The sequence below is a fragment of the Aestuariibaculum sediminum genome, from assembly GCF_014596945.1.
Lineage (GTDB): Bacteria > Bacteroidota > Bacteroidia > Flavobacteriales > Flavobacteriaceae > Aestuariibaculum > Aestuariibaculum sediminum.
Genome location: NZ_JACVXB010000001.1, coordinates 903,427 through 918,433, shown reverse-complemented (window position 1 = coordinate 918,433; position 15,007 = coordinate 903,427). Strand labels below are relative to the sequence as shown.

At 33.4% G+C, this 15,007-nt stretch carries 19 protein-coding genes; 11 read left to right on the top strand and 8 right to left on the bottom strand.

What is annotated here, in order from left to right:
• Window positions 1-81: 81 nt before the first annotated feature.
• The 6 genes from accC to pdxA all read right to left on the bottom strand — a co-directional run bounded on the left by accC (window position 82) and on the right by pdxA (window position 5,085).
• Window positions 82-1,434 (bottom strand): acetyl-CoA carboxylase biotin carboxylase subunit, encoded by a 1,353-nt coding sequence (gene accC / locus ICJ83_RS04200; RefSeq protein ID WP_188229089.1) that lies wholly within the window; start codon window positions 1,432-1,434, stop codon window positions 82-84.
• 86 nt (window positions 1,435-1,520) lie between these two features.
• Window positions 1,521-2,012, bottom strand: a complete 492-nt coding sequence (accB, locus tag ICJ83_RS04195) for an acetyl-CoA carboxylase biotin carboxyl carrier protein (protein ID WP_188229088.1) — start codon at window positions 2,010-2,012, stop codon at window positions 1,521-1,523.
• Window positions 2,013-2,035: 23 nt separating this feature from the next.
• Window positions 2,036-3,031: a beta-ketoacyl-ACP synthase III gene (locus ICJ83_RS04190; protein WP_188229087.1), complete on the bottom strand. Its 996-nt coding sequence runs from the start codon at window positions 3,029-3,031 to the stop codon at window positions 2,036-2,038.
• Window positions 3,032-3,212: 181 nt separating this feature from the next.
• The gene (gene rpmF, locus ICJ83_RS04185) at window positions 3,213-3,416 is read right to left on the bottom strand and encodes a 50S ribosomal protein L32 (protein ID WP_027138009.1); all 204 of its coding nucleotides are present in this window, start codon (window positions 3,414-3,416) and stop codon (window positions 3,213-3,215) included.
• Window positions 3,417-3,425: 9 nt separating this feature from the next.
• Window positions 3,426-3,965 (bottom strand): YceD family protein, encoded by a 540-nt coding sequence (locus ICJ83_RS04180; RefSeq protein ID WP_188229086.1) that lies wholly within the window; start codon window positions 3,963-3,965, stop codon window positions 3,426-3,428.
• Window positions 3,966-4,038: 73 nt separating this feature from the next.
• Window positions 4,039-5,085, bottom strand: coding sequence for a 4-hydroxythreonine-4-phosphate dehydrogenase PdxA (gene pdxA / locus ICJ83_RS04175; RefSeq protein WP_188229085.1), 1,047 nt, complete (start codon window positions 5,083-5,085; stop codon window positions 4,039-4,041).
• A gap of 79 nt (window positions 5,086-5,164) precedes the next feature.
• Between pdxA and ICJ83_RS04170 the strand changes: the two genes are divergently transcribed.
• The 9 genes from ICJ83_RS04170 to ICJ83_RS04130 all read left to right on the top strand — a co-directional run bounded on the left by ICJ83_RS04170 (window position 5,165) and on the right by ICJ83_RS04130 (window position 12,916).
• Window positions 5,165-5,761 (top strand): riboflavin synthase, encoded by a 597-nt coding sequence (locus ICJ83_RS04170; protein ID WP_188229084.1) that lies wholly within the window; start codon window positions 5,165-5,167, stop codon window positions 5,759-5,761.
• A 357-nt stretch (window positions 5,762-6,118) separates the two neighbouring features.
• On the top strand, window positions 6,119-7,804 hold the full coding sequence (locus ICJ83_RS04165; RefSeq protein ID WP_188229083.1) for a tetratricopeptide repeat-containing sensor histidine kinase: 1,686 nt from the start codon (window positions 6,119-6,121) through the stop codon (window positions 7,802-7,804).
• Between the two features lie 2 nt (window positions 7,805-7,806).
• The gene (locus tag ICJ83_RS04160; RefSeq protein WP_188229082.1) at window positions 7,807-8,472 is read left to right on the top strand and encodes a DNA-binding response regulator; all 666 of its coding nucleotides are present in this window, start codon (window positions 7,807-7,809) and stop codon (window positions 8,470-8,472) included.
• Between the two features lie 263 nt (window positions 8,473-8,735).
• Window positions 8,736-10,025, top strand: a complete 1,290-nt coding sequence (locus ICJ83_RS04155; RefSeq protein ID WP_188229081.1) for a phage integrase SAM-like domain-containing protein — start codon at window positions 8,736-8,738, stop codon at window positions 10,023-10,025.
• Between the two features lie 25 nt (window positions 10,026-10,050).
• Window positions 10,051-10,827, top strand: coding sequence for a hypothetical protein (locus tag ICJ83_RS04150; RefSeq protein ID WP_188229080.1), 777 nt, complete (start codon window positions 10,051-10,053; stop codon window positions 10,825-10,827).
• A 78-nt stretch (window positions 10,828-10,905) separates the two neighbouring features.
• A complete protein-coding gene (locus ICJ83_RS04145; protein ID WP_188229079.1) occupies window positions 10,906-11,193 on the top strand; it encodes a helix-turn-helix domain-containing protein in 288 nt (95 codons plus the stop codon).
• 55 nt (window positions 11,194-11,248) lie between these two features.
• On the top strand, window positions 11,249-11,698 hold the full coding sequence (locus ICJ83_RS04140) for a hypothetical protein (protein WP_188229078.1): 450 nt from the start codon (window positions 11,249-11,251) through the stop codon (window positions 11,696-11,698).
• 79 nt (window positions 11,699-11,777) lie between these two features.
• Window positions 11,778-12,140, top strand: a complete 363-nt coding sequence (locus ICJ83_RS04135) for a DUF6567 family protein (protein ID WP_188229077.1) — start codon at window positions 11,778-11,780, stop codon at window positions 12,138-12,140.
• A 23-nt stretch (window positions 12,141-12,163) separates the two neighbouring features.
• The gene (locus tag ICJ83_RS04130) at window positions 12,164-12,916 is read left to right on the top strand and encodes a hypothetical protein (RefSeq protein ID WP_188229076.1); all 753 of its coding nucleotides are present in this window, start codon (window positions 12,164-12,166) and stop codon (window positions 12,914-12,916) included.
• Between the two features lie 30 nt (window positions 12,917-12,946).
• Here ICJ83_RS04130 and ICJ83_RS04125 read toward each other — a convergent pair whose 3' ends face one another.
• Together ICJ83_RS04125 and ICJ83_RS04120 are read right to left on the bottom strand one after the other, a co-directional pair.
• Window positions 12,947-13,699: a hypothetical protein gene (locus ICJ83_RS04125; RefSeq protein WP_188229075.1), complete on the bottom strand. Its 753-nt coding sequence runs from the start codon at window positions 13,697-13,699 to the stop codon at window positions 12,947-12,949.
• A 56-nt stretch (window positions 13,700-13,755) separates the two neighbouring features.
• Window positions 13,756-13,947 (bottom strand): hypothetical protein, encoded by a 192-nt coding sequence (locus ICJ83_RS04120; protein ID WP_188229074.1) that lies wholly within the window; start codon window positions 13,945-13,947, stop codon window positions 13,756-13,758.
• 65 nt (window positions 13,948-14,012) lie between these two features.
• Here ICJ83_RS04120 and ICJ83_RS04115 point away from each other — a divergent pair, with 65 nt between their 5' ends.
• Window positions 14,013-14,177: a hypothetical protein gene (locus ICJ83_RS04115; RefSeq protein WP_188229073.1), complete on the top strand. Its 165-nt coding sequence runs from the start codon at window positions 14,013-14,015 to the stop codon at window positions 14,175-14,177.
• 81 nt (window positions 14,178-14,258) lie between these two features.
• On the top strand, window positions 14,259-14,924 hold the full coding sequence (locus ICJ83_RS04110; RefSeq protein ID WP_188229072.1) for a hypothetical protein: 666 nt from the start codon (window positions 14,259-14,261) through the stop codon (window positions 14,922-14,924).
• The last annotated feature ends 83 nt before the right edge of the window (window positions 14,925-15,007 follow it).

The following is a 15,007-nucleotide window of genomic DNA, read 5'->3' as shown; positions in this document are numbered from 1 at the left end:
CGAGCCCAAAGCGAGGGAACACCCAAATTAAATATTTGGGCATAAAAAAACTCCGAAATTGTTTCCGGAGTTTTTAGTGTTTTATTCTTCGATTGGTTTTTCCATTACGAAATCTTCCATGAACTTGGTGGTATAATTACCCGCTACATAATCGGGGTTATCCATAAGCTGACGGTGAAACGGAATCGTAGTTTTAATACCTTCTATAACGAACTCATCTAGAGCGCGTTTCATTTTACTAATAGCTTCTTCTCTGGTTTGCGCTGTTGTAATTAACTTAGCAATCATAGAGTCGTAGTTTGGTGGAATCGTATACCCTGCATATACATGAGTATCTAAACGTACACCGTGTCCTCCTGGCGCATGTAAAACGGTAATTTTACCAGGCGACGGACGGAAATTGTTATACGGGTCTTCGGCGTTAATACGACATTCGATAGAATGTAAATTTGGTAAATAGTTTTTACCTGAAATTGGCACGCCTGCTGCTACTAAAATCTGCTCTCGTATTAAATCGAAATCAATAACCTGCTCGGTAATTGGATGCTCTACCTGAATACGTGTGTTCATTTCCATGAAGTAGAATTTACGATGCTTATCTACTAAGAACTCTATCGTTCCTGCTCCTTCATATTTAATATATTCTGCAGCTCTTACTGCGGCTTCTCCCATTTCCTTTCTTAACTTATCGGTCATGAATGGCGATGGTGTTTCTTCAGTAAGTTTTTGGTGACGACGTTGAACAGAACAATCTCTTTCTGATAGATGACAGGCTTTTCCTGTAGCATCTCCTACGATTTGTATTTCGATGTGCCTTGGTTCTTCGATAAGTTTTTCCATATACATATCGTCGTTACCAAATGCAGCTTTACTTTCTTGTCGAGCAGAATCCCATGCAGCTTTTAAGTCTTCTTGTTTCCAAACGGCGCGCATACCTTTACCTCCACCACCGGCAGAAGCCTTAAGCATTACAGGATAACCTGTTTCTTTAGCTATTTTTTCGCATTCTTCATAGGTTTGAATAACGCCATCACTTCCAGGTACACAAGGAACACCAGCAGCTTTCATAGTTGCTTTAGCATTAGCCTTATCTCCCATTCTGTCGATCATTTCTGGAGAAGCACCAATAAATTTAATACCGTGTTCTTCACATATTCTTGAAAATTTAGCATTTTCTGACAAGAAACCGTATCCCGGATGAATCGCATCTGCGTTAGTAATTTCGGCAGCTGCAATTATGTTAGACATTTTTAAGTACGATTCACTACTTAAAGCAGGGCCAATACATACCGCTTCATCGGCAAACTTAACGTGTAAACTTTCTGCGTCGGCTGTAGAGTATACTGCAACCGTTTTGATGCCCATTTCTTTACAGGTTCTAATAACACGAAGTGCTATTTCTCCTCTGTTGGCAATCAGTATTTTTTTAAACATAACGTCTTGATTTAAAAATTACAAATTCCAATCGCCAAATTCCAAATATTGGATTTTGAGATTTGTGTATTGGAATTTTTAAAAGGTTATGACGGATCTACTAAAAATAATGGCTGATCGAATTCTACTGGTGAAGAATCGTCAACTAAAATTTTAACGATCTTACCTGACACTTCAGATTCGATTTCATTGAAAAGCTTCATAGCTTCAATAATACAAAGCACATCACCTTCGGCTATAGTTTGTCCTACCTCAACAAATAATGGTTTATCTGGTGATGGTTTTCTGTAAAACGTACCAATAATTGGCGATTTAATAGTGATATATTTTGAATCATCTGAAGCAGGAGCCGCTGCTGGAGCTGGGGCTGCTTCGGCTGGTTTAGTTTCCGCTACTGCTGGTGCTGCTGCAACCTGTTGAACTGGTGCTGCTGCCGGCATTGGCGCATACTGTACTGTTGTTGTCTCTTCCGATCCTGTTTTAATGGTGATTTTAATATCATCCATTTCTAATTTAACCTCACTTGCACCTGATTTCGCTACAAATTTGATTAAGTTTTGAATCTCTTTAATGTCCATAATTGTATTAATTAATTATTGGGTTAAGAATTATAGGCCCACTTTAAATAAATAGAACCCCAATTAAATCCACCTCCAAAGGCGGCAAAAATTAAATTATCTCCTTTTTTGAATTTAGATTCGAAATCACTTAGCAATAACGGTAATGTTGCTGAAGTTGTATTTCCGTATCGATGAATATTCATCAGTACTTTTTCTTCAGCTAAATCAATACGTTGTGCCGTAGCATCTATAATTCGTTTGTTTGCTTGATGTGCTACTAACCAATCAACGCTATCTTTATCTAAATTATTTCGTTCTAATATTTTTACTGTAGCATCCGCCATGTTAAAAACAGCATTTTTAAATACTGTTCTTCCTTCCTGAAATGCATACTGACCACCTTTAGCCATAGCTTCTTCAGTTATTGGAAATGAAGAACCACCGTAAGTAGCCTGTAAAAACTCTCTTCCGGTTCCGTCGCTTCTTAAATATTCATCCTGAAAACCTAAACCTTCTTCGTTAGGTTCGAAAAGTACAGCGCCTGCTCCATCACCAAAGATGATACATGTTGCACGATCTTTGTAATTAATGATAGACGACATTTTGTCGGCACCAATTAACAATACGTTTTTGTATCTACCAGATTCTATATAGCTCGCTGCAACCGACATACCGTATAAAAAACTAGAGCATGCCGCATCCATATCGAAAGAGAATGCATTGGTAGCACCAATTTCTGAAGCTGTAAATGATGCCGTTGAAGCGGCTTTCATATCGGGTGTTGCTGTTGCAACAATAACAAGTTCTATGGTTTTTGGATCGATGCCCTTTTTATTAATCAGGTCTTGGGCTGCTTTGATAGCTAAGAAAGAAGTTCCTTTGCCTTCTTCTTTAAGAATTCGACGTTCTTTTATTCCTGTTCGAGAAGTTATCCATTCATCGTTTGTATCAACCATCGTTTCTAAAATTTGATTGGTTAATACATATTCTGGCACATATGCGCCAACAGCCGTTATAGCCGCCGAGATTTTACTCATAACTTAAAAGTTAAATTGACCAAAAAATCACTAAAATTGATTAAAAAGATTCAAATTTTGGTGAAAACTATTAAAATTTGACGTAATAGTTATGCAAATTACGTGATTTTAAGCGTTAGAAAAAGCATATCATAAAAAAAACGCTCACATGTGAGCGTTTTTTTATATGCACGCATAATGATTATGCTATGTTTTCTACTGCTTCAGAATTGTCAATTAATACTTGACCTCTGTAATAAAGTTTTCCTTCATGCCAGTGAGCTCTGTGATATAAGTGAGCTTCTCCTGTAGTAGGACATGTAGCAATCTGTGGCGCAGTTGCTTTGTAATGTGTTCTTCTTTTATCTCTTCTTGTTTTCGAGATTTTTCTCTTAGGATGTGCCATTTTCTATCGTTATTTATCCGTTAATAGTTTTTTTAATGTATTCCAACGAGGATCTATATCGTCCTCGGTATTATTCTCTTTCTTTCCCTTAGGGCTTAATTCTTCAAGCTTTTTAAGTATATCCGAATCTAATGTTCCGTCTTTAACACCAGGGTGCACGCGTTTAATCGGCACTGCTAATATGATGGTTTCATAAATATATTGCTGAACATTAATTTCGTAAGTACCATGTGGTACAATTAATATATTAACGTCATCATCGTTATACTCATCTCCAAATTTAACTACTAAATCGAACTCGTTTTCAATAGATTGATTGTATGGTTCGTTAGTTAAATCGCAATTAACATTAACAAATCCTGAAACTTTAAAGTGCAACTCCAGTAAGGTTGATTTCTTCTCTAATTGAAGATTTACCATTACTTTTACATCATTAAATTCCTGATACTCAAAATAATCAAAGAACGCTTGCTCAATTTCGTACTCAAAATGGTGCTTTGCTAATTTTAGCCCTACAAATGGAATTGTATACTCTTTTAATGGCTTCATTATCAAATCTATTTTGAGCCTGCAAATATATAAATTTTTATTTAAGCAGCATTACTTATAAACATTTTTTTGTTTATATCTTTTTAGTCGATTTTTTTAAAGGGTTGGCCGTAAGTTCCTCATATTCATTTCTATTCCTAAATATTTGAATAGCCATAAATACGGCCTCTTTAAACGAACTTTCGTCGGCGACGCCTTTTCCTGCAATTTCATAAGCGGTTCCATGATCGGGAGATGTTCGCACTTTGTTTAAACCTGCTGTAAAATTAACCCCCTGACCAAACGATAAGGTTTTAAATGGTATTAATCCCTGATCGTGGTATGATGCTACAACAGCATCGAAACTTTTGTAATTATTAGACCCAAAGAAGCTATCGGCCGCATAAGGTCCGAAAACCAGTTTACCTTCATCTTTTAACTTTTTCAAGGTTGGTCGTAAAACCGTATCATCTTCATGACCAATAACGCCATTATCTCCCGTATGCGGATTAATACCCAAAACTGCAATACGAGGCCTTACAATATTAAAGTCTGATTTAAGCGAATGATAAACCGTATTGATTTTATTAATTATTAACTCTTCCGTTATATGATTAACCACATCCTTAACTGGAACATGATCGGTTAGCAAACCAACACGCAAACCATCAGAACACATAAACATTAAACTTTCACCTTCTAATTGCTGTGCCAAGTAATCGGTGTGCCCGGGAAATTTAAATTCTTCAGACTGAATGTTATGTTTGTTTATTGGTGCTGTAACTAAAACATCGATATCGCCATTTTTTAGTGCTTTGGTCGACGACTGCAATGACTTAATAGCATAGACCCCCATTTTTTCATCTTCCTTACCAAACTCTATAGTTACAGGCTCATTCCAGCTATTGAACACATTAACCTTGCCATGTACGAGCTGATTAATGTTATTGGTTATATTAAAATTTATTTCGGAGTTAAAATGCGACTTTAAAAAAGTCATCGCTTTGGCCGAAGCAAAAATTACAGGTGTGCAGAAATCTAACACGCGTGTATCTTCGAAAGTTTTTAAAACAACCTCGCTACCTATTCCATTTAAATCCCCTATGGATATGCCTACTACTATATTGTCTGGTTTCTTCATTAAATGTTTGTGATTTTCAAATAAAAAATTTCACGTACTTTTGACACTACAAATTTAACCAAATAAACAAACCATAAATATGTTTACAGGAATTATTGAAGATCTGGGAGTAATTACTCGTTTAGAAACCGAATTAGACAATCTTCATATCACCGTTAAAAGCAATATTACTGCCGAATTAAAAATCGACCAAAGTGTGGCTCATAATGGGGTTTGTTTAACTGTTGTACAATTAAACGATAAGGAATATACGGTTACCGCCATAAAAGAAACCCTCGATAAAACTAATTTAAACCATTTACAAATAGGTGATACCGTTAATTTAGAGCGCGCCATGAAACTAGGCGATCGATTGGATGGCCATATTGTACAAGGTCATGTGGATCAAACGGCAATTTGCGAAAACATTGAAGAAGCTAATGGAAGTTGGATATTCACGTTTAGTTATGACGCCTCCTTAAATAATATTACTATCGAAAAAGGATCTATTACAGTAAATGGCGTTAGTTTAACCGTCGTTAATTCAAAACAAAATAGCTTTAGTGTTGCCATAATACCTTATACATACGAACATACCAATTTCAAGACCTTTACAAAAGGCTCGACTGTAAATTTAGAATTTGATGTTTTAGGAAAATATGTGAGCAGACTAGCCAATTTAAACAAACTTATTTAGCCTTTTTTCTGTTAAGTAATTTCACAACACCGTAAACCACGCCTAAGCATAAGCATAATGTAATCCATATATCTATTGGAGTACCTGGTGGTGGTGGCATATTATTAAATTTTAAAGCCCACTATTATTACTATTGTAATAAATAGTCATGTGTAAAATTGAGGCTCAGTTAACTAACTAATACAAATTTAAAAAAATTTAGAGTGAAGCAAATTAATTACTGTTTTTTTAAAAATAAATAATACTAACCATACCGTTCGTCTAGAAAAAGAGTAAATTTAATTTTAAGTCTAGCGTGTTTTCTTACATGATATTGGTTTTACTCATTCAATTAAAATTTGTTTCTATTTTAGAGGCATGAAACAAAACACCTTTTCTCTTCTTTTTTATTGTTTAATTACTTTTATATTACCCATTATTTTTGGTTATTCAGCACACGCACAACAATCAGCCGACAGCTCACTTATTTATTACAACTCAATTACCGAACTTAAAGACATTAAACTCACCTCCCACGCCTTCGATTATTTTAAACGTAAAGCTGAAAACGCATTAAATGATAATGAAATTAAAAAAGCAGCCTACTATTATGAATTGATTGCTTTGGGTGAATTTAAAATTGGGTTTTATTACGAAAGTGAAACTACTGCTATTAAAGCCTTAAGACTCTTGGATAAAATTGAAAATGAAAAACATGTTTTAACACCAAAAGAACGTCTTTATAATCATTTAGGCATGGTTTACCGACACGTTGAAGACTTCGAAAACTCCAATACATATTACAAAAAGGCCCTGAACCTAAATACAGATTTATCAAACAAAATTGCTATAATTACCAATGTAGGGAATAATTATGCAGATCAGGAAAATTACAAGGCAGCCGTAGCCACATTACTTGAATTCTATAATCAAGCTTTAACCATTAACAATGATCAAATTAAATCAGTGTTTTTAGACAATCTGGGATATTATAAATCTAAAATCAATGACTCGTCGGCATTAACAAACTTGAATGAATCACTTAAACTCAACAGAAACAACAAGGACTTAACCCGATTATTTTCAAACTACAGGCATTTATCGTTGTATTACATAGATCGTAACCAGAAAAACAAAGCTTTAAGATATCTTAAGAAAATGGATTCTATGTCGAATCTTTTGCAATCACCGAAGTTCGAATTAGAAACATTAAAAACCGCACTTAAACTTGAAGATAATCCTATTTTTAAAAGCTACTTAACCTTAAGTGATAGCATAAAAAGCGACAATCTTGCACAAGAAAATAAATTTGCTGCGATACAATATAATGTCGAACAAAAAGAAAAACTACTGCAAAAACAAACCCACACACTTGAGGTTAGTGAATTAGAAAAGGAAAAAGAAAAAAATCTCAAACTACTTTATTTATCTCTAGGAGCTTTAATTACGGTTATTTCATTAGCTTCAATTAGCATTATTAAAATAAGACACAAAAAAGATAAAGTTCAGGAAGTTTATTTAACCGAAACCAGAATTTCTAAAAAGGTCCACGACGAAGTAGCCAACGACGTGTATCAAGTCATGACAGTACTTCAAAATCAAAACGATGTAAACGAAAATATTCTTGACGATTTAGAAGCCATATATCTAAAAACAAGAGACATTTCAAAAGAAAACAGCACAATAAACATTTCAAACAATTACGCACAATTGTTAGAAGATTTGTTTACGAGCTACAAGACCAATTCTGTAAATGTATTCACAAGAGGTTTAAACAACATAGACTGGAACAAACTGGATAAAATCAAAAAGATAACCCTTTACAGAGTGTTGCAAGAACTTATGGTAAATATGAAAAAACATAGCAAAGCCAGCAATGTAGCACTAACCTTTAACCAGCTCAATAATCACATACAGATTAACTATGCCGATAATGGCCAAGGAAGTTCTTTAAAAAAGGGGTCTGGATTATCGAATATGGAAAACCGTATACAAACTATTAGAGGAACCATTATTTTTGATACAGAACTTAATAAAGGGTTTAAAGCAAAAATAAAGGTGTAACCATGTTTAAAAAAGTTTTAATTGTAGACGACCACGATGTCGTAAACGAAGGGGTATTAAAAGTTTTAGAAGCCAAAAACATAACTGAGGTTATAAAAGCACAATACTGCGACGAAGCCTATTTAAAACTTAAAAAAGCCGAGTTAGACCAAGACCCCTTCGATTTGCTTATAACCGATTTATCCTTTAAAGAAGACCACAACTACGCCAAATTAAAATCGGGTGAAGATTTAATTATAGCGATACGATCTGAAAACCAGCAGCTTCCAATAATCATGTATTCTATGGAAGACCGCTTACAAAAAGTTAGAAGCTTAATTAACACACATAACCTAAACGCTTATGTTTGCAAAGGTAGAAAAGGAGCTTTAGAATTAACAGAAGCCATTACCAACGTCGCAAAAAAAGACATTTACTTATCGCCTCAAGTTTCTAATGCCTTAAACAAAAACAATCAATTAGAAATAGACGATTACGATATTGAACTGGTCAAGCATTTATCCTTAGGCATGTCTCAACAAGAAATAAGTTTTCTTTTTAAATCGCAAAACATTTCTCCTTGCAGTCTAAGTTCCATAGAAAAACGCATTAACAAATTAAAGGATATTTTTAAAGCCAATAACGCCATACACTTAGTGGCTATAATTAAAGATTTAGGGTTGGTTTAATTTCTATAAAAATAAACAGTTACTTTCTTATTAAATTAAAAAAGCCTTGCATTTCTGCAAGGCTTTACGATTTCAAATCGTGGTCCCACCTGGACTATTTTTTAGTTTAATCTATTTTACCTTATTTGACTTCAAACTTACTTCAAAACCTTTTATTTAAAGGGGTTTTGAGATTATTGAATAATTTTTTATAAATTTGAAATAACAATAATTAAAAATTATGTTGCCCCTTTTGTTGCCCCCTTTTATAAAAACACATGCATATGAGTAATATTAATCCAACAACTGGAACGATTGCTTTCAGATTAAAACAATCAACATCAAAAAAAGAAACACCAATACTGTTTGAGTATAGTTTTGGAAGAGGCAACAGAATTAAATATTCAACAGGTTATAAAATTCTACCTAAATACTGGGACATAAAAAACCAAAAAATTCGAGCAATAGCATCTTTAGATAACAGAGACGATGTAAATAATAAATTATTAAAAATAAAAACCGACTTCTCTACAGCTTTATCAGAGCTTGAGGAAGCTGAAAAGCATGACAAGGATATTCTAAAATCTATTTATGATGTAGTCATGAAAAGAAGCGAACCTAAAGAGGCTTCGCTTCCTAAACTTAAATTTCTTCAGTTTGCAGATGATTTTGTAGAAACTAAAGAAAATGCCGTTAATTCAGGCATCAATTTAACCGCTGTAACGATTAGATCATACAAACAAACCATTAAACAACTAAAAGATTTCAATAACACCTACAGATATAAATTAGATTTCGACACCATTGATGTTCCCTTTTATTATGCTTTTGTTAGTTTTTTAGAGGAAAAGGAATATTCACTTAATACTATTGGCAAGCATATTAAAAATATCATTGCATTAATGAATCGTGCTACAGAAGATGGTATTAACACAAACTTGAAATATAAGCACCGTGACTTTAAGCGACTTTCGGAAAAAACCACTTCTATTTACTTAAATACTGAAGAAATTGAAAACTTATATAAACTAGACTTATCCTTTAATAAGGACTGGGAGAGAGCTAGAGACATTTTTTTAATTGGATATTATACTGGCCAACGTGTATCAGACTATAACGGATTGACAGGTAAAAACATCAAAATTTTTGATGGTAGAGAAGTTTTTGAAATCTACCAAAAGAAAACCAAAAAAACGGTCTACATTCCTATTCACCCTAGAATAAAAGAAATCATCAATAAAAGATACAATGGAAATTTGCCGGCCAAAATGCCAGATCACCTTATCAATTCTCTGATTAAAAAAGTTGGTAGAAAGGCCAAAATCAAAGACGACGTTGTAACTAAAAAAACCGTAGGAGGTAAACTTTCAGAAAAGACCATTGACAAGCATGAATTAATAGGCACACATACAGCTAGACGCTCATTTTGCACGAATGCCTACCTCTCTAAAATGCCCGTTATTGATATTATGGCTTTAAGTGGACACACTACCGAAAAAGAATTTTACAATTATATTAAAGTAACACCTCAAGAACGCGCAGTAAAAATTGCTGATTCCGCATTCTTCAAATAATATTATTTTTATACCAAAAACCTTCATGTATCAAAACATATTTGCCCTTGACGATGTTTCATTTAAAGAACGTAAAGCAAACAATGAAACCACTCCAGAATACTTACTAGAGAATTTCAGTTACTATTCAGACCAGTTAGAAAAAGACTTTTACCTAAGAGTCTTTTTAAGAAAAGCACTTTTCGATATTGATATTATGGATTTAGACGATTTCTTAAAGCATCAATACGACTATTCCAAACATCAAACTAAATTTTTAAAAGCATTAAAATCGAAGGTTATCCCTTCACTGAACAATATCATCAATAACAACTACTCCACGCTCGAAGGAGGTAGTTTTTATAACGAAATAAAACTGGAAGATGGTTTTGTTGAAACTGAAGGTATAATTAAACACCGTGATTACGAAATAAGCATGTTTTACCACATCACTTCCATCCAGAAACTCACTGAAGACCTAACAGAAAGAGAAACTATTATAAATGACTTCATTAAAGAAATTAGCGAACTAGGGAACAATAATAAAAACACTTTGAAATGGGAAGGAAAACCAAGTCACTTAGGTTTAATTATTCGATCTCTTATTGACGAAGGTTATATAACTGCTCCTGAGGGAAATAATGGAGAAATCAACCTTACCGAACTTTCAAGACAAATAATTAATTCGTTTAATCTAGAAGATACTACCTCAACAAATACATTAAGAGTTTACACAAACCCGGACAGTGAAAAGCATTTAAAATTAAAAGAAACATTTGATAATCAAGGCTATTACATACCAAATTCCAACTTAACAAGTTAGGTATCGATACCTAGTGATACTCTAAAACCTTCACTCATTACTGACCTTTGTTTCAAGCAAACAGTAAAATAGAGTATCATGAGATCAACCCAAGTCACCATCCACAACATCACACCAGAAGAATTATCTGAGCATATTTCCAACGTTATTGAAGCCAAATTAAAAACGCTTCAACTACCTCAACAAAACGAAAATCAGATATCGGACGACCTTCTTACCGTTGAAGAAACGCTTCAATATTTAAAATGCTCTAAGCAAGCCCTTTACAATTGGCGAAAAAGTGGCATCCTACCATCATACCGCCTAGGCAATCGCGTATACTACAAAAAGAGCGACATTCTGGCTAAGCTTAAAAAACAAGCTTAATACTCACACCTATTTTACTGTTTACTTCACAACACATACAAAACCATACAAAACCATGAGAAAACAAGCCATCTGCAAACATTGCAAAGACATTTTTGAACAAAGACGAACTAATCACGTTTATTGCACTACAAGCTGCAAAACTAAAGCCTGCTATAAAAGAAACGACTATAAATATGTTTCTGGACACTACAAAAAATCAGAAGTTAGTATACCAGAAAACAATCTTCCCGCCTTACAAATGGAAGATATCACAACTTCCTTAGAAAAATTAGAAGCGCAACTTGATACAATTTCCAAGAACCAACAAATAAATACTTCAAACATTGCTAATGCAGCATTGGGAACGGCAGCTGCTAATGGAGCTACTAGTCTTTTAAAGGCAACTTTCGCTCCGAATCTTTTACCCGCTAACAAAGGAGACATCGAACAGTTACATAACGCTATTAATGAGCTAAAGTTTTTATTAAGGATGAAAAATAATATAAAACTTAAACCACAATAAATACTACTCCTTACGGCTAACCGTAAGGCAATACTTATAAATCAAGGTAGATTTGGCATTAAATAATAAATCAACCTTAATGAAAAAAATTACACTACTATTTGCTCTTTTAACGATTTTAACAACTAGCTGCGCTACTCATAATGGTTTAACTAGAAATATGAATCAAAATAATACTGAAGTTGTACTCTCTCAAAACAACTTTAAAATTATTAAAACCGTAAAAGGATTTGCAAAAGCCACTTACATTCTTGGCATCGGAGGACACTCTAAAAATGGTTTAGTTTCAGAAGCTAAATCCAATATGCTTGAAAATGCCAACCTCGAAGGAACATCTCGCGCTATTATTAATGAAACCGTAGAAATTAAAGGTTCTGCATTCCCATTTGTAGGGACCCATAAAGTTATTGTATCTGGTCAAATCATCGAATTTACTGACTAACAAACACTATAAACCAATATATTATGAAAAACAGAAACATTTATTTATTAACCTGCTTAGCTCTCGCATTTAGTTGTAGCGACTCTGCAACAGACGAATTTGAGGAAGTAAATGGAGATACTGAAGAGAAACTTATAAAATCGATATCCGTCATCTCGATGCAGGATAGCTACGAGAACCAAACAATATCATTTTCATACAATAATGAAAAGAAATTAAATTCAGTATCTAACGGAGAAGAATCTAGCCTTTTCATCTATGGCGACGACAACCTAACTAATGTAACAGGAGGAGGTGACCAGTTAAATATAGAAGAGCTGTATCAATCTCCATACGATGCTTTCGAAACAGGACAGGTACAAGAATACGACAATAATGGGAACCCTTATAAAATCAGCTTTATTAATAAAATTTATAATGAAGACACCTATGAATACGAAAATGTGGATTATACAGCCGAAATATCATATGATGATACCCCAAACCCCTTTTTCTACACTTTGAAAGCTGCCGGAATTATTGATGTTTTAGATGGCGTTGAATTAAACTTTAGTTTACCTCAACAAGCAGCTAATATTATAAAAGCCAGAACTCTTCTCCCTTTAAACAATCCTTCTAAAATAACATACAAAAATGAACTAGGCAATATTGTTTACGACATTAATGTAGAGTACACTTATGACGAGCAAGAATATCCTATATCAGCTACTGTTACAGCTATTTCTTTAGAAGTTAACGAGACTGGTACTTATAGCGTTGTATATCAATATCTATAAAAATTAATAACAAAAGCCATAACCCTTATGCTACAGCGTAGGGGTTTTGTTTTTTACATATTTATCAATCATATACTCTGTAATTTCATTTAATGTCTTTCCTGTTATAGGATGCTTTCCTAAGGCAGTAAAAAATTCAACCTCACCTTTTTTATTCTTAAAATACCAAACTTTAGCTTTTCCTAGATCATCAAAAAATTCAGTATCAGAATCTGGCTCAATACGTTTAAAATTATTTATAAGATTACCATCACAAAGTTTTAACAGACCTGATTGGTATTTTTTTGCATCAAAGGACGTTTCTATGTATTGATTCCCATCCCAGAACATCCAACATTGCTGAGTAAGAGTTTGATAAACAAAAAAACCAATTATTAACAACCCTGAAACAACTAAAGTTGTTGCGTGTTTTTTAACAAATGAATGAATTTTATGTTTTTTAAATTGTTTTTCTTTTTCTATTAGACCATTCTCTTTTTCAAATTCTTGGTAACTAGAATAACCAAGATAACTCAAAAGACCTAAAACGACTTCGTGCCTAATACTTATATCTTCTTCAGGTTCCAAAATTCGTTCTGCTTCATTTTTATAATTCCTAAAACTTTTTTCACCTAATGGAAATCCAATTTCCCTATCAACATAATCCGAAAGGTCCTTTGCTTGATTAATTAAAGAAGGATTATTATCTCCTTGTTCTTGCCTTATCTTTTTTGACTTTTCAAAAGCTTTAACTATGAGTAACTTATGCATGGTATTGATCTTAGCTCGCCTAAAATTAGCCATTTTTACGGAAACTTTAAGGAAAATACAAACCTAGATGTTTCCTATAACCTTCCTACTTAATTCCTAACCTTTTTTGATTGTTTCATTTGTTTTGCTTCAGAATTATTAGAAAATCTGGTAAAAGCATTTGCTAATGATTTCATTTTTAGGAGCGACAACGTAGAGTTGTTTCGTACCGGGAAGTAACCAAACTTCTCTACACCTGTCCCCCATACTTCCCGAACCAGAGAGACGTCTCTAAAAATCAATTTAAAGCTAAAACCCGAAATAATTCGGACAGCACTTCTATTGTCAAATTTTTAAAACTATAATTATGAAAAAAACATATTTAATCTTGTTTTTAACCTTACTTAACGTTAGCATATATTCATGTTCACCTGAATCAAACTCTTCAGACAATAACATTCAAGAAACGGAGGAAATTGCTTGTTGTGGAGACGACAACCCAATTACACCTCCACCTCCACCAGAGGATTAATATTACAAAAGCCTTACGGAATACCGTAAGGCTTTCTTTTTCAATAAGTTTAAATTTGATTTAATTTTAAAACTACCAATTATGACCATTAAACACTCAGTAATTTTAGTTCCTGCCTTTTTAATCTCATGTTCTTCACCTATGAAAAAAAAATTCAATGAAGATACTGCCAAAGAAGATATTGAGGCAATCAGAGAAAGCTTAGATTCATCTGACCTTCAATTATTAGCTGGATCAATGATAAGACTAAAATTTCAAGACAAAAAACTTGAAGAAATGACATATGCAGAAATTTTAGAAGATGGCAAAAAATGGAAAGCAGAACAGGGCAAAATTGAAGCAGAACAGAAGGCACTTGCTGCAAAAGCAGCAAAAAAAGAAGCTGAACGCATTAAAAAGTTATCCGAAACAGTCATTGTTTCTTGCTTTGAGAAAGGATTCTTAGAACTAGATTACGACGAATACATTACATACAAATTTGTAATTCAAAACAAATCTATTCAAGACATAAGAGCAGTAAAGGGTGAAATTATATTTACCAACATTTTTGATGAAGAAATTAAGTCTTTAAGTTTCGTATACGACAAACCTATCTCAGCTGGAAATGAGGTAACCTGGAACGCGAATACAGATTACAATCAATTTATGAAAGACGACAAAACACTTAAAAATAAAGACTTAAAAGATTTAAAAGTAATCTGGAAGCCTGAAAAAATCATATTTGAAGATGGTTCTACTTTAGAATAGATTTTTATAAGTTCCAATTTTTAAGAAAAATAACATCTTTAGTATGATTTAATCTCTAATATTTAAGTCGCATATTCGACCAT

What these genes read in the sequence shown, in the direction of transcription:
- accC (WP_188229089.1), bottom strand. Translation starts at nt 1,434, where the DNA reads ATGTTTAAAAAAATACTGATTGCCAACAGAGGAGAAATAGCACTTCGT.
- accB (WP_188229088.1), bottom strand. Translation starts at nt 2,012, where the DNA reads ATGGACATTAAAGAGATTCAAAACTTAATCAAATTTGTAGCGAAATCA.
- ICJ83_RS04190 (WP_188229087.1), bottom strand. Translation starts at nt 3,031, where the DNA reads ATGAGTAAAATCTCGGCGGCTATAACGGCTGTTGGCGCATATGTGCCA.
- rpmF (WP_027138009.1), bottom strand. Translation starts at nt 3,416, where the DNA reads ATGGCACATCCTAAGAGAAAAATCTCGAAAACAAGAAGAGATAAAAGA.
- ICJ83_RS04180 (WP_188229086.1), bottom strand. Translation starts at nt 3,965, where the DNA reads ATGAAGCCATTAAAAGAGTATACAATTCCATTTGTAGGGCTAAAATTA.
- pdxA (WP_188229085.1), bottom strand. Translation starts at nt 5,085, where the DNA reads ATGAAGAAACCAGACAATATAGTAGTAGGCATATCCATAGGGGATTTA.
- ICJ83_RS04170 (WP_188229084.1), top strand. Translation starts at nt 5,165, where the DNA reads ATGTTTACAGGAATTATTGAAGATCTGGGAGTAATTACTCGTTTAGAA.
- ICJ83_RS04165 (WP_188229083.1), top strand. Translation starts at nt 6,119, where the DNA reads ATGAAACAAAACACCTTTTCTCTTCTTTTTTATTGTTTAATTACTTTT.
- ICJ83_RS04160 (WP_188229082.1), top strand. Translation starts at nt 7,807, where the DNA reads ATGTTTAAAAAAGTTTTAATTGTAGACGACCACGATGTCGTAAACGAA.
- ICJ83_RS04155 (WP_188229081.1), top strand. Translation starts at nt 8,736, where the DNA reads ATGAGTAATATTAATCCAACAACTGGAACGATTGCTTTCAGATTAAAA.
- ICJ83_RS04150 (WP_188229080.1), top strand. Translation starts at nt 10,051, where the DNA reads ATGTATCAAAACATATTTGCCCTTGACGATGTTTCATTTAAAGAACGT.
- ICJ83_RS04145 (WP_188229079.1), top strand. Translation starts at nt 10,906, where the DNA reads ATGAGATCAACCCAAGTCACCATCCACAACATCACACCAGAAGAATTA.
- ICJ83_RS04140 (WP_188229078.1), top strand. Translation starts at nt 11,249, where the DNA reads ATGAGAAAACAAGCCATCTGCAAACATTGCAAAGACATTTTTGAACAA.
- ICJ83_RS04135 (WP_188229077.1), top strand. Translation starts at nt 11,778, where the DNA reads ATGAAAAAAATTACACTACTATTTGCTCTTTTAACGATTTTAACAACT.
- ICJ83_RS04130 (WP_188229076.1), top strand. Translation starts at nt 12,164, where the DNA reads ATGAAAAACAGAAACATTTATTTATTAACCTGCTTAGCTCTCGCATTT.
- ICJ83_RS04125 (WP_188229075.1), bottom strand. Translation starts at nt 13,699, where the DNA reads ATGGCTAATTTTAGGCGAGCTAAGATCAATACCATGCATAAGTTACTC.
- ICJ83_RS04115 (WP_188229073.1), top strand. Translation starts at nt 14,013, where the DNA reads ATGAAAAAAACATATTTAATCTTGTTTTTAACCTTACTTAACGTTAGC.
- ICJ83_RS04110 (WP_188229072.1), top strand. Translation starts at nt 14,259, where the DNA reads ATGACCATTAAACACTCAGTAATTTTAGTTCCTGCCTTTTTAATCTCA.